At 70.1% G+C, this 13,378-nt stretch carries 12 protein-coding genes and 1 pseudogene; 11 read left to right on the forward strand and 2 right to left on the reverse strand.

Annotated elements, in window-relative coordinates; genetic code table 11:
• Window positions 1-72 precede the first annotated feature (72 nt).
• The 7 genes and pseudogenes from PV682_RS41985 (at window position 73) to PV682_RS42015 (ending at window position 5,189) form a co-directional block, all read left to right on the forward strand.
• On the forward strand, window positions 73-396 hold the full coding sequence (locus PV682_RS41985) for an integrase core domain-containing protein (protein ID WP_319737922.1): 324 nt from the start codon (window positions 73-75) through the stop codon (window positions 394-396).
• A gap of 32 nt (window positions 397-428) precedes the next feature.
• On the forward strand, window positions 429-779 hold the full coding sequence (locus tag PV682_RS41990) for an isoprenoid biosynthesis enzyme family protein (protein WP_319737924.1): 351 nt from the start codon (window positions 429-431) through the stop codon (window positions 777-779).
• A gap of 183 nt (window positions 780-962) precedes the next feature.
• Complete coding sequence (locus tag PV682_RS41995; RefSeq protein WP_319737927.1) at window positions 963-1,358, forward strand: hypothetical protein; 396 nt, start codon at window positions 963-965, stop codon at window positions 1,356-1,358.
• Between the two features lie 194 nt (window positions 1,359-1,552).
• Window positions 1,553-1,975: a hypothetical protein gene (locus PV682_RS42000; protein ID WP_319737929.1), complete on the forward strand. Its 423-nt coding sequence runs from the start codon at window positions 1,553-1,555 to the stop codon at window positions 1,973-1,975.
• Window positions 1,976-2,228: 253 nt separating this feature from the next.
• On the forward strand, window positions 2,229-3,389 hold the full coding sequence (locus PV682_RS42005; protein WP_319737930.1) for a sensor histidine kinase: 1,161 nt from the start codon (window positions 2,229-2,231) through the stop codon (window positions 3,387-3,389).
• Between the two features lie 10 nt (window positions 3,390-3,399).
• On the forward strand, window positions 3,400-4,557 hold the full coding sequence (locus tag PV682_RS42010) for a sensor histidine kinase (protein WP_319737932.1): 1,158 nt from the start codon (window positions 3,400-3,402) through the stop codon (window positions 4,555-4,557).
• Window positions 4,545-5,189 (forward strand): annotated as a pseudogene (locus tag PV682_RS42015) (response regulator transcription factor). Before PV682_RS42010 ends, PV682_RS42015 begins: the two are co-directional and overlap by 13 nt.
• A gap of 184 nt (window positions 5,190-5,373) precedes the next feature.
• On the opposite strand, the gene PV682_RS42020 reads toward PV682_RS42015, so the two are convergent.
• The gene (locus PV682_RS42020; protein ID WP_319737933.1) at window positions 5,374-6,240 is read right to left on the reverse strand and encodes an SGNH/GDSL hydrolase family protein; all 867 of its coding nucleotides are present in this window, start codon (window positions 6,238-6,240) and stop codon (window positions 5,374-5,376) included.
• Window positions 6,241-6,491: 251 nt separating this feature from the next.
• Window positions 6,492-8,723, reverse strand: coding sequence for an MMPL family transporter (locus tag PV682_RS42025; RefSeq protein WP_319737935.1), 2,232 nt, complete (start codon window positions 8,721-8,723; stop codon window positions 6,492-6,494).
• A 1,012-nt stretch (window positions 8,724-9,735) separates the two neighbouring features.
• Between PV682_RS42025 and PV682_RS42030 the strand changes: the two genes are divergently transcribed.
• Genes PV682_RS42030 through PV682_RS42045 form a run of 4 tightly spaced genes read left to right on the forward strand, consistent with a single transcriptional unit; the run spans window position 9,736 to window position 13,328 of the window.
• Complete coding sequence (locus PV682_RS42030) at window positions 9,736-10,977, forward strand: cytochrome P450 (protein ID WP_319737937.1); 1,242 nt, start codon at window positions 9,736-9,738, stop codon at window positions 10,975-10,977.
• 41 nt (window positions 10,978-11,018) lie between these two features.
• The gene (locus PV682_RS42035; RefSeq protein ID WP_319737939.1) at window positions 11,019-11,216 is read left to right on the forward strand and encodes a ferredoxin; all 198 of its coding nucleotides are present in this window, start codon (window positions 11,019-11,021) and stop codon (window positions 11,214-11,216) included.
• Window positions 11,213-12,517: an NAD(P)/FAD-dependent oxidoreductase gene (locus PV682_RS42040; RefSeq protein ID WP_319737942.1), complete on the forward strand. Its 1,305-nt coding sequence runs from the start codon at window positions 11,213-11,215 to the stop codon at window positions 12,515-12,517. The genes PV682_RS42035 and PV682_RS42040 overlap by 4 nt, the downstream gene beginning before the upstream one ends.
• On the forward strand, window positions 12,489-13,328 hold the full coding sequence (locus PV682_RS42045) for an SDR family oxidoreductase (protein WP_319737943.1): 840 nt from the start codon (window positions 12,489-12,491) through the stop codon (window positions 13,326-13,328). Before PV682_RS42040 ends, PV682_RS42045 begins: the two co-directional genes overlap by 29 nt.
• The last annotated feature ends 50 nt before the right edge of the window (window positions 13,329-13,378 follow it).

A 13,378-nucleotide genomic window follows, 5' to 3' on the forward strand; every position in this document is an offset into this window, starting at 1 on the left:
CCCGCAAAATCCTCGGCTGGAAGACCCCCGCCGAAGTCTTCGAGAAACAGCTACGCTCGCTCCGACAACCCGATGTTGCAACGACTGGTTGAACTCACCGAGTACGCCTCGCGGAAGTTCCGCCGCGCCTGCCGCAAGCTGGGCGTTTTCCAGTCCATGGGCAAGGTCGGATCTTGTTTCGACAACGCCGTCAGCGAGGCGTTCAACGGCGTCCTGAAGGTCGAATACGTCCACCGGCACACCTTCACCACCCGCGCTGAAGCCCGGATCCGGATCGCCACCTGGATCACTGACTTCTACAACGGCCGACGGCTACACAGCGTGTGTGGCTTCAAGAGCCCGATCGACTACGAACACGACTACTGGGCCCGCCTCAGCGAGGGGCTGGCTGCATAGGAAGGTCTCCACGATTCGAGGGGATTGACACTGTGGAGAAGGACGACGCTCGCGGCGATCCCAACCTCGCCCGCGTCCTCGCCCGCCACGGCGGCTGCGCTCTCCCGGAGGGAGTGGAGCAGATCCGGGACATGGTCCACGCCCGCCTCAAGCGATTCATCTGCCTGGCGTCCGGCACACCCGTTCTATGCGACAGCCTCGCCTCCTCCGACCTCGAACGCACCGCAGTGCAGCGCTACATCAACGCAATGCTTACCTGGATACGCGGAAACTACGACTGGCATCGTGCCGCAGGACGGTACTCCTCCGAAGCAAGCCGGCTCACCGCCACCGAACGCACCAGCCTTCTCTACACAGAACACGACATCGACGCCAACGGATAGCGCAGGCAGCTCTTCGCTGTCTTGATCGTCCGGGATCTCCCCATGGTGTAGCGGGCTACACCATGGGATCGGGAGGTCGGTCCCTCGCGCCGGCGAGCGGGCGACGGGATCGTGGTCCTCAGAGATCGCGACAGATCCGCACGTCGCAGTGTGTCCCCGCCTCCCCACTCGAAGGACAGCTCCATGAAATCGCCGTTCGCCGCCCTGAAGTCATTCGTCGCCAACCTGCTGCTCTGGTCGTTCTTCGTGGGCGGCCTGGCCGCGAGTTCCGCATCCGGCGCCGTCCTCGACGGCACCGCGAAAGACGTGGCCACCTACGCCGGTATCGCCGTCTCGCTCGTGGCGGGCTCGCGCATCGCGAAGAAGCCGAAGATCAAGGCGTTCCTGTCGACGCCGCCGGTGATGTGGTTCCTGTTCCTGTTCAACGGTGCTGTGGCCGCGGTCTGTTACTTCTCTTTGGACGGCGCGAAAGGAATCATGGCAGCCGTCGGGATGGGCCTGGTCTCACTGGGGGCGGCGGGCGGCCTCGTCGCGAACCGTCGGAAGCGTGCCGCAGCGATGGACGCGCGCTGGGCGTGACCCTCCGAGCCCGGGTCTGCCGTGCTTTTCCGCACGGACCCCATCGGATGGTTCCGGGTCCCTCGCCTCATCACTTGGCGCCCGAGGCGCGCACCCGCAGTGACCCCGCCCAGCCGGTGGCCGACGAAGTACGGCATGCGACTCGGCTGCCCTTCTCCTCTCCCCCGAACCGACCTCAGGAAAGGCCCCTGCCCATGACCGCGAACCGCCCACCCGGACGTCGTACCGCCGCCATTGCCACCGCTGCGGCGGCCGTCCTGCTGACCGCCGGACTCGCCACCGGCTGCGACGAAGTGAACGGCTCGCAGGTGGGCAGCTCGCTTGACTGCCTCACGAACGCCGGCACGATCGCCGACAGCCTCAAGGCGATCCATGAGGCCGGCCTGGACGCGGCGAACGACCCCGCGCAGACCGAGGAATCCATCGACACCGTCGAGAAGAACCTCGACAAGATCGATGACGGGACGAACGACGACAAGGTCGTAAGGGCCGTCGACGACCTCAGGGCCGCGATCGAGGACTACAACAAGGCCATTCTGAACGGCGACACCAGCCCGGACTCCAGCAAGGTCGACGCCGCGGCCGACGCGCTGGGGGACGTCTGCACGGCGCAGTGATGCACAGGTGCACCCCCATACGGGTGGCAAGACCACCTGGCCGTCCGGGGCGGTGGCCTCGTACGCCGCAACGGGCGTCGCCCCGCTGGGCGTTCATCGCGGCGCCGCGCTCTCCCCATGGACAGGACCCCACGATGATCAGCAGCTTGCAGCGGCGATCCCGCGACCACCCCGCGCCGCTGACGCGGCCATCGCCGCCGCGGTCTTCACATCTTCCCTCCCCGGCAGCATGATCACGCTGCCGGGGAGGCCCATGGATGTCCCTTGTTGGCCTGGGGTGCTCCTGACCGGCATTTCCTGCACCGCTCTGCTGTGGCGTCGCCGCCGTCCCCGCGTCACGGTGGCGGTGACCACCGCCTGCGCCGCGGTCACGGCCGCTCTCGGCTACGTTCTCACCGTCATGCTGCTGGGGCCGCTCATGGTTGCGCTCCACTCACTGGCCGTGCGCACCAACCGGAAGACGGCCAACTCCTTCACCTTCACCGGTGTCGCGGTGCTCGTGACCACGGCGCTGCTCGCCGGTCCCGCCGACGAACCGCTTGCCCTGAAACTGATCGGCCCCGCCGCCTGGCTGCTGCTGCCCACCTCGCTCGGCACCGCGCACCGGCTGCGCACGGCGTATCTGGCGGCTGTCCAGGCCCGCGCCGAGCACACGGAACGCACCAGGGAACGGGAAGCACGGCACCGCGTGACCGAGGAGCGTATGCGCATCGCCCGCGACCTGCACGACGTCGTCGCCCATCACCTCGTCCTGGCCAATCTTCAGGCCGGCGCCGTGGCCCGCTTCCTGAACACCCGTCCGGAGAAGGCGAAGGAGATCGTCGCCGAGCTCACCAACACCACGGCGTCGGCCGTCCGCGAACTCAAGGCCACCGTCGGCCTGCTGCGCCACACGGACGACTCGGACCAGTCGCCCGGCCCAACCCCCGGACTTGCCCAACTCCCCGAACTCGCCGCCTCGTTCCGGCACGCCGGACTCATCGTCACCCTCGTCGCTCAGGGAGGACCACGGCCGCTCCCCGCCGGGGCAGACCTCGCGGCGTATCGGATCGTGCAGGAGGCACTCACCAACGTCACCAAGCACGCCACCACCGGCACGGCCGAGGTGCGGCTCACCCACTCCCACGACCGGCTGGTCATCACCATCACCAACAGCGGAGGCACGGCGTCGGCCGACGCGGCTTCCTCCCACAGCGGCTACGGGCTCATCGGCATGCGCGAGCGCGCCCACTCCGCCGGAGGCCGTCTCCGCGCGGGCCACCGGCCCCGAGGCGGTTTCGAAGTCGTCGCGGAACTGCCGCTGTGCCCGCCGCCTCTCGAAGAGACTTCGGCAAAGGAGACACAGCAACATGAACCCGGTGCGCCGCCGGCCCGCCCGCTCCCGAACGATCACGTCCACTCACCCCGCCCGTAGCCTTGTCGCCATGGGAAAGGCCGTTAGGCAGGCAGCGCGGGCCACGCTCCATCTGGTCGTGGCCGCGGCGCTGGCCTTCGGCCTGTACCTGTTCATCACCGTGCTGCTGATCACTGCGATCGCCACGGTCTCGGTGGTCGGGGCGTGGATGCTGCCCGAGACAGTGCAGTTGATCCGCCGGATCGCCGGCGCGAAGCGCGGTCTTACGGCAGCCTGGACCGGCCGGCGGATCCCCGAGGCGTACCAGCCGATCACCGGCACCCTCCGTGAGCGTCTGCGCACGGCCGTCCGCGACCCTGGCACTCGCACAGACCTTCGCTGGATGGCCGCCTCCTCTGTCTACGGCGCCCTGGTGTTCTTGGCGCTGCCGCTGTGGCCGCTGGGCCTGGTCGTCGACGGTGTGTGCTGCGGCCTGCTGCGCCGCAAGGCGGTCGTCCTGCCGCTGATCACCCGCCTCGCCGACCTGGAGGCCGGCTGGTCCCAGACCCTGCTCAGGCCCTCCCCGCAGGCGCTGCTGGCGGCCCGCGTCGAGGAACTGGCGGCCACCCGGGCGGACGCGATCACCGCTCACGGCGCCGAGCTGCGTCGCATCGAGCGGGACCTGCACGACGGGGCACAGGCGCGGCTGGTGGCGCTGTCGATGCGGATCGGGCTGGCAGGGCGGGCGCTCGACCGTGACCCCGACACCACCCGCAAGCTGCTGGCCGACGCGCAGGACCAGGCCGAGGAGGCGCTGACCGAACTGCGGCACGTGGTGCGCGGCATCCATCCGCCGATCCTCACCGATCGCGGGCTCGTCGGGGCCGTCCGGGCACTGGCCGCAAGCAGCGGCCTGGACGTGAGCGTGCGCGTGGACGGCTTGGAGGATGACGGCGTGCGAGCGCCTGCGGCGGTCGAGGCGGCCGTCTACTTCGCGGTGGCCGAGGCGCTGACCAACGCCGCCAAGTACAGCGGAAGCAGGCAGGCATCGGTCGCTCTGGAACGTTTCCGTACCGGACTGCGGGCCGTGGTGCGCGACGAGGGTGAGGGTGGTGCGGACGAGTCCGGCGACGGATCGGGGTTGCTGGGCATCCGCCGCCGGGTGGCCGCGCTGGATGGGACCGTACGAGTGTCGAGTCCCACCGGGGGACCGACCGTGATCGAAGTGGAGCTGCCGTGCGTGTGGTGATCGCCGAGGACAATGCCCTGCTCAGAGAGGGGATCGTGCTGCTGCTGACGTCTGCCGGGCACGAGGTGGCGGCCGTCGTCGGCACCGGCCCGGAGATCCTGCCCGCGCTCCTCGAACACCGCCCGGACGCGGCCGTACTGGACGTGCGGATGCCCCCGCACTTCCGCGACGAGGGCCTGCGCGCCGCACTGGAAGCCCGCGAGAAGATCCCCGGACTGCCGGTACTCGTGCTCTCGTAGTACGTCGAGGAGTCGTACGCCGCCGAGTTGCTCGGCGGTGGCGCGAGCGGCGTCGGCTACCTGCTCAAGGACCGGGTCGGGCGGGTCGACGAGTTCCTCGACGCCCTCGACCGGGTCGCCGCCGGCGGCACCGCCCTGGACCCCGAAGTCGTCGGCGAACTCCTCACCCGCCGCCGTGACTCGCCCCTGGACTCACTCACGCCGCGCGAACGCGAGGTGCTGGAGCTGATGGCCGCGGGCCATGACAACACAACCATCGCCAAGACGCTCGTCGTGACCGAACGCGCTGTCAGCAAACACATCGGCAACGTGTTCCTGAAGCTCGATCTGCCGCCCAGCGACAGCGGACACCGCAGGGTGCTGGCCGTGCTCGCCTACCTGAACAACCGCTAAGCGCTCCGCTGAAGGTGCCGCGATGGGTTGTTCTTCTTCGTCCGCGGCGCCGTCGTGGCTGGTCGCGCCCACGCGGCGGTAGCCGCAAATCCAGCACAGCCCCGCGCCCCTTGAGGGCGCTGCCGAACCGCAGTGGACTTCGCCCGACCTGTTTGGTGTCGGGCCCGGCCGCCTCGCCCACCTCTCACAGAGACCCGCGGGCGGTGCGCAGTACGGCATCCGCCATCCAGCGCGCGCCCTCGGCGGAGCAGGCGTCGTGGCCCTCCGATGGCGTGTACGTGTCGACGTACTTCATTCCGGCGGCCTCGGCGCGCCCGCGCAGTTCCGTGTTGAGCCGCTGCTCCTGCTTCCGCAGGAAGCTCACGTCGCCGGGCGCGAGGGGAATCTCGCGGCCGCACTCGGCGCTGTCCGACGGCAGGATCGCCGGGTAGCCGACGACATAGACGCGTGCTTCGGGAGCGCGCCGCCGGATCTGGCCAAGCGTGCCGCTTAGCCGCTCGCCCGCCGCCTCGATCTTCTGCTGTACGTCGTCACCGTACTGCCGGGCGCAAGGCGCGTCCTCGGAGATGTACTTGCCGCTGCCGACGAGTTCGTGCAGCGCCCCCATGCCCACACACCGCTTGATCATCGAGCTGAAACCGATGTCGTTGCCGCCGACCCCGATCGTGACCAGGCGGGTCTGCTCCGAGAGCGCCGTGAGCTGGGCTGCGTTGGTGCCGTCCTCGGTGGACTGCCGCCCGGTCAGGTCGTCGAGGGTGGCGCCGCTGCAACTGACGTCCTTGAACCGGGTGCCCTTCAGGCCGAGTCCGGCGACGACGTAGGAGGGGTAGTTCCGGTCGGAGCGGTCGCAGCCGGCCGGGTCCCGGGTCTGGCCGCGGATCTTCGGGCCGGCGGTGCAGGAGTCGCCGAGGGCGACGTACGGCCCTTTCTCGGACGGCGTCATGGACGCGGTGCCGACGTCTCCGTCGTCGTGGGTGACGGCGACCGCGGCGGTCAGGGTGCCGCTCGCGACGATGAGTCCGGCCAGTACGAGGCGGAGATGGGTCGTCATCAGGGTCTTCTTCCTCAAGATCGTCCCTGTCCTTCCGGATGCCTTCGAGCCCGGCCGGCTCAGCGAGAGACGGAGGTGAGTGGGTACGGGGTGAGAACCGCCCCGCGGAGGCCGATGTGGAAGGGGCGGGCCCCGGTGGCCGAGCGGATGCGCTCCGGCCGCCGGGGCCCGTGGCGCGCCGCCCCCGTCCCCACCGGTGCGGCGCATCGGCGACCCCGGTCCCGGGCGGCCCACTGGCCACCCGGTGTCGCTCAGTGGATGAGGGCGGGCTCGTTGTCGTGTTCCTCAGCGGGGGTAAGAGCCGTCGGTGCGGGGACTTTCTGGCTCAGCTTCTCGCCCTCGACGTCGATGTTCGGGAGCAGCCGGTCCAGCCGGCGGGGCAGGTACCAGGCCTTGTGGCCGAGGAGGGCGAGGATGGCCGGCACGATCGCCATGCGCACGACGAAGGCGTCGAAGAGGACCGCGATCGCGAGCCCGAAGCCGATCATCTTGATCATGGACTCGCCGGCGCCGATGAAGCCGGAGAACACCGCCATCATGATCAGCGCGGCGGCGACGACCACCCGGGCGCTGTGCCGGAACCCGGAGACGATGGCCTGCTTGGGAGCTTCGCCGTGGACATACGCCTCCCGCATCCGGGAGACCAGGAAGACCTCGTAGTCCATGGCCAGGCCGAAAACGATGCCCACCAGGAAGATCGGCATCATGCTCATGATCGGGCCGGTGGTCTCGACACCCAGCAGGCTCGCGCCGTGGCCCTGCTGGAAGACCGCGACGACGGCGCCGAGGGCGGCGAGCACGGAGAGCAGGAAGCCGAAGGCGGCCTTGAGCGGGACGAGCAGCGAGCGGAAGACCAGCAGGAGCAGCACGATCGCCAGGCCGACCACCACGGCGAGGTACGGGATCAGCGAGGCCTGCACCTTCTGGGCGACGTCGATGTCGAGTGCGGTCTTGCCGGTGACCTCGAACGACGCGCCGTCGGCCTTGGCCTCGATGCCCGGCCGCTCGTCGCGGATGGTCTGGACGAGGTCCTTGGTCTTCTCGTCGGTGGGCGCGGTGGAGGGGGTGACGGCGAGCACCGCCGTGTCTCCGGCCTCGTTGAAGCGAGCCGGGGAGACGGAGACGACGCCGTCGGTGGCGGCTATCTCCTTGGAGACGCCGGAAACGGCGGTCTTCGGGTCGGCGGCTCCCTTGGCGTCCACGACGACGGTCAGCGGCCCGTTGAAGCCGGGGCCGAAGCCCTCGGCGAGGGCGTCGTAGGCGCGGCGCTCGGTGGTGGAAGTGGCCTTGGCCTCGTCACCCGGCATGCCCAGCTGGAGGTCCAGGACCGGCGTGGCCACGGCGCCCAGTCCGACGACGCCGAGCACGAGGACGGGCAGGGGAAGCCGTACGACGATCCGCGCCCAGCGTGAGCCGCCGTTCTCGGTCTTCCGCAGCTTCCTGCGGTGGCGCCTGGAGTTCCTGCGGGCGCCACGCGAGAGGACGGCGTTCGGCCAGAAGCCCAGGAGGGCCGGGACCAGGGTCAGGCAGATGAGGACTCCGACGCCGACCGCCGCGGCGGCGGCCAGACCCATCTTGGTGAGCATCGGGATGCCCACGACCCACAGCCCGGCGAGCGCGATGACGACGGTCAGTCCGGCGAAGACGACAGCGGAACCGGCGGTACCCACGGCCAGCCCGGCGGCCTCCCTCGGGTCACGCCCCTTGGCGCGCTCCTCCCGATACCGGGAGACCACGAACAGGGCGTAGTCGATACCGCATGCCAGACCCAGCATGGTGGCCAAAGTGCCGGTGTTCTCCGACAGACCGAAGGCTTCCGACAGGGCCAGGATGCCGGTCATGCTGATTCCGACACCGATGATCGCGGTCAGCAGCGGCAGCCCGGCCGCGGCCAGCGACCCGAAGGTAATGAGGAGGACCACGGCGGCGACCGCGATGCCGATCGCCTCGGCGGCACCACCGGCGGACGGCTGCGTGGCGAGCGCGTCTCCGCCGACCTCGACGGTCAGACCCGAGTCCCGGGCCACTTCGATGGCGGACTCCAGTTGCTTCTTACCGGCGTCCGTGAGGTCGTCGGCCTTCGCCTTGAAGGAGACGGTCGCATACGCCGTCGTACCGTCCTCGCTCACGGCCTTGGCCTGGAACGGGTCGACGACGGAGGCGACCTGCGCCCCGTCGGCAGCGGAGTCGACCAGTCGCTCGATGTTCTTCCTGTTCTCGGCGGCGGTGACCTTCTCACCGCTCGGGGCGATGAACACGATGCGAGCGCTCGCCCCGTCGGCGGCCGAGCCCGGGAAGCGCTCCTCCAGCAGATCGAAGGCCTTCTGGGACTCGATCCCGGGCATGGTGAAGCCCTCGTCGGCGGGGGTGGGTGCCTTGGACGAGGCGAAACCGACGGCGCCCAGCAGCGCCACCCACAACAGAGCGACGAACCAACGCCAACGGAAGGCCACACGGCCCAGGTGATAAAGGACGGTTGCCATGGCGAAGGGGCCTCCACATCAGCGGTTCAGGAACGGTGAGGAGAGGGAGAGCCGCCTCGGCGGGGGTGTCGTCCACCTTCCCGGAGGCTGGGGCCCTTCTCCGCCCTCCACGATTCCGTCGGCCGCGTGTGGCCACGAGGGTGCACCCTCCCGAACCGGGGGTGTAGCCCACTACACCTGGACGGACGAGACCCGGTCCGTCCAACACCCCGCCAGGTGGGTCAGATGCCCGGAACTGAGCGAGGGCCCTGTATGAGCTGGGCGAACCGCTCCTGGTGCTCGACGCGTTCGGGGGGGTGACGTCGAAGATCTCGGTGGGGTAGATGACGACCCGGTCGCCCGCCTTGAGGCCACCGGCCTCGGATCCCTTCTCGTCCACCTCGTCGGCGGGTTTCGTGGCCCAGGGGCACGGAGACGTCGGTGCCGCAGATCCCAGAGGCCCGGATGACGGGGGCGGAACCGGACTGATCCGGTGGTCCGACCTCCCGCTGCGGCGACGCGCTTCCACGGTCGCGCCCTTCCTGCCACCGCGAGGGGCACCGCTCCCCCGAAACGGTGGTGCAGGGGGCAACACCATGCCTCTGCCCTCCGTCGGGAGCCCACTGGTCGTCGGCCCTGGAGCCCCCGGCCGGATCAGCGAGGTCACCGACGAAGGGGCCTCGCGTCAGCCAACGGTGATGAGCCCCAGGGCAGTTGACCAGGAGAACGCAGGCGGACGAGAAGCGTCTCAACTCGTGGTGTAGCAGGCTCCACCGCGGGTTCGGGAGCCTGCTCCCTCGCGACGGCGAGCCGGTACCGGGATCGTTGATGGCGGAGGGATCACCACTCCCGAGTTCAGCCACCCTGCCGAGTGACCTGCCTCACGTCAGGTTTCTGTCGGCAAAACCGACCGGAAGTTGTCAGACCACTCCGCTTCCATGCCGGTGGTCGAAAAGGTCGACCGCCATGTCTCCGGACTCCGGCGTGATTTCCCGGCCGGACTCCTCCAACCCCACGTCCCCGAGGAGATGCTATGACTGATGCCCCGTCCTGCCCCGCCACCGGCGCGACCGGACCACTGCCCGAGTATCCGCTGCCGCGGGCCGCAGAGTGCCCACTGGCCCCCGCCCCGGCCGCGCAGCAACTGCGGGCGGAAAAGCCGCTCACGAAGGTGCGGATCTGGAACGGCAGCACGCCCTGGCTGGTCACCCGGCACGCCGACCAGCGGGCCCTGCTGCCCGACCCCCGAGTCAGCGACGACGACCTCGACCCCGGTTTCCCCTACGTCAACGCGCACCGTGCGGACATGGCGCCGGTGACCCCGCGGCTGATCACGAACACGGACGCGCCGGAGCACACGCGGCTGCGGCGGACCGTCAACGGACCATTCGTGGTCAAGCGGATCGAGACGATGCGGGCGCCGGTCCAGAAGATCGTCGACGACCTCATCGACGACATGCTGGCCGGCCCGAACCCCACCGACCTGCTCAAGGCGTTCGCGTTCCCGCTGCCGTCGCTGGTGATCGCCGAGCTGCTCGGGGTGCCGTACGAGGACCACGACTTCTTCCAGCGCAACAGCGGCGTGGTGCTGGACGGCGCGGTGGCGCCGGAGGTGGCCAGGAAGGCCAGCGGCGACCTGGCCGCCTATCTGGACAACCTGCTCACCAAGAAGATGACCGAGCCCGGCAAGGATGTGCTCACGGAGATGGCCGGCCGGGTGAAGGCCGGCGAGATGACCCACACCGAGGCCGTCCACATGGGCGTGGCGATGCTGATCGCCGGTCACGAGACCACCACGACGATGATCAGCCTCGGCACCCTCGCCTTCCTCCAGCACCCCGACCAGCTCGCCCTGCTGCGTGAGACCGAGGACCCCAAGGTGATCGCCAACGCGGTGGACGAGGTGCTGCGTTACCTGACCATCCTCCAGACCGGGGTGCGCCGGGTCGCCAAGGACGACATCGAGATCGGCGGCATCGTCATCCGCAAGGGCGAGGGCATGATCTTCGACCTGCACGCGGCGAACTGGGACCCGGAGGTGTTCCCCGACGCCGAACGCCTCGACATCACCCGCCCGGCCCGGGTCCACCAGGCCTTCGGCTACGGCCCCCACCAGTGCCTGGGCCAGAACCTGGCCCGCCTGGAACTCCAGGTCGTCTACGGCACCCTCTACCGCCGTATCCCCACGCTGCGCCTGGACGCCGCGATCGAGGACCTGGAATTCGACCACACCGGGACGACCTACGGCGTGCGCAGCCTGCCGGCGGCCTGGTGACACCTCCCCCACGAGAACCGAGAAGGACCAAGGTGACAACCATGCGTGTGGAACTGGACGTACCGAAGTGCGTGGCATCGGGGCAGTGCGTGATGGCCGCCCCTGACGTCTTCGACCAGCGGGACGACGACGGCGTCGCGATCCTGCTGGAGGAGCGGCCTGGCGAGGAACACCTGGACGAAGTACGCGAGGCCGTGGCGGTCTGCCCGGCTGCGGCGATCCGGCTGGTGGAGCAGTGAGGCGCATCGTGGTCGTCGGAGCCTCGGCCGCCGGGCTCGCGGCGGCGGAGACCCTGCGCCGGGAGGGCTACGACGGCACCCTCACCCTCGTCGGCGATGAGCCGCACGCCCCGTACGACCGTCCCCCGCTGTCCAAGCAGATCCTGTCGGGCGACTGGAGCACCCAGCAGCTCCCACTGCGCCCGTACTCCGACCTCGACGCCCTGGACCTCGATCTGCGGCTCGGAGTGGCGGCGACCGGGCTGGACGTGACGGACCGTACGGTACGTCTGGCCGACGACTCGCAGCTGCCGTACGACGGACTGATCGTGGCCACCGGGGTACGGCCCCGACGACTGGCCGGGGAGGGCGCGCATGTGCTGCGCACTCTGGACGACGCCCTCGCCCTGCGCGACCGGCTGGAGCCGGGCAGCCGTCTGGTCGTGGTGGGCGCCGGGTTCCTCGTTGCCGAGGCCGCCGCCGTGGCCTGGCGCCTGGGCTGCGAAGTGACCGTGCTCGAACCCGCTCCCGTCCCGCTGGCCCACGCGGTCGGTACGGAAGTCGGTCAGATACTCTCCCAGGCCCATCTCGACCGCGGTGTGGAACTGCGCACCGGTGTGACCGTGACCGAGGTGACCGAGGACGGGGTGCGGCTCGCGGACGGCGAAGTGGTCGAGGCCGACGAGATCCTGGTCGCCATCGGTTCACTGCCCAACACCGAGTGGCTGGCGGACAGTGGGCTGGCGGTGGGCGACGGGGTGGTCTGCGACCAGTACTGCGAAGTCGCCGAAGGCGTGTACGCAGCCGGTGACGTCGCCCGCTGGCACAACCCCTTGTTCGGGGTGTCGATGCGGATCGAGCACCGCACGAACGCCGCGGAGCAGGGCATGGCCGCCGCCCGCAACCTGCTCGCCGCGCCCGAGGCGCGCAAACCGTTCGCGCCGGTGCCGTACTTCTGGTCCGACCAGTACGACATGAAGATCCAGGCGTACGGCTACCTGCGCGGCCACGACGAAGTCGCCGTGGTGGACGGCGACTTGGCCGAGCGCCGGTTCGTCGCCGCCTACCGCACCGGCGAGCGGCTGACCGGCGTCCTGGCGGTCGGCATGCCGCCCAAGGCCATCCGCGCCTGGCGGCAGGCCATCGCGGGTGGTACGGCCTGGACCGAAGCAGTTCCGGCCACCGGCACCGAGGCGGCCTGCCCCACACCCGCAGTCGTCCGGCACGGCTCCCCGACTCCTGGAACCGTGCCGGACAACGCGTACGACGTCGAGAACAACAAGGAGGTTGCGCATGCACGACGTTATGGACGACGCGCGTGACGTGGTCGTCGTCACCGGAGCAGGAGGTATGGGGTCGGCGGTGGCGCGGCGGCTGGGCAGCGGGCGGACGCTGTTCCTCGCCGATGCCTTCCGTGAGCCGCTCGACCGGGCTGTCGACTCGTTGCGCGCCGAGGGTTACGACGCGCGGGGCGTGCTGACGGACGTCTCCGACCGTGCGTCGGTCGAGGAACTCGCCCGGACCGCTGCCGGCGCGGGACGGATCACCGCCGTCGTGCACACCGCCGGCGTCGCCGCCGCCACGGCCTCGGTGCGCACGATCCTCGACGTCGATCTGCTCGGCACGGTGTACGTGATCGAGGCGTTCGAGAAGGTGGCCGTCCGCGGCACGTCGCTGGTCTGCGTCGCCAGCGTGGCCGGGCACATGGCCGCCATCAGCGCCGAGGACGAGGCCGCCCTCGCGACGGCCCCCGCGGAGGAGCTGCTCGCCCTGGGCGCGGTCACTGCCCTCGGCGAGGATCCGACCGCCGCGTACATCCTGGCCAAGCGCGCCAACCTCGTGCGGGTGCAAGCCGCAGCGTTCGCCTGGAACCAGCGTGGAGCCCGCATCAACACCCTCAGCCCGGGCGTCGTCTCCACCGCCATGTCGAAGGCGGAGGCCGACTCGGACTCCGACGGGCACATGCTCAAGATGCTCGACGCGTGCGGCGCGGGCCGCCCCGGCACTCCGGGCGAGATCGCCGACGCCGCGGCGTTCCTCACCGGCCCGCAGGCGCTGTACGTCACCGGCACCGACCTGCTCATCGACGGCGGGCAGGCGGCATGGATCCGCCGGCACATGCAGCACGGGTGACGACGGCACGGCGCGCGCCATCAGAGCCTGCGGCCGGACAAGTCCAGCAG

The sequence above is a fragment of the Streptomyces niveiscabiei genome, from assembly GCF_033794345.1.
GTDB lineage: Bacteria > Actinomycetota > Actinomycetes > Streptomycetales > Streptomycetaceae > Streptomyces > Streptomyces niveiscabiei.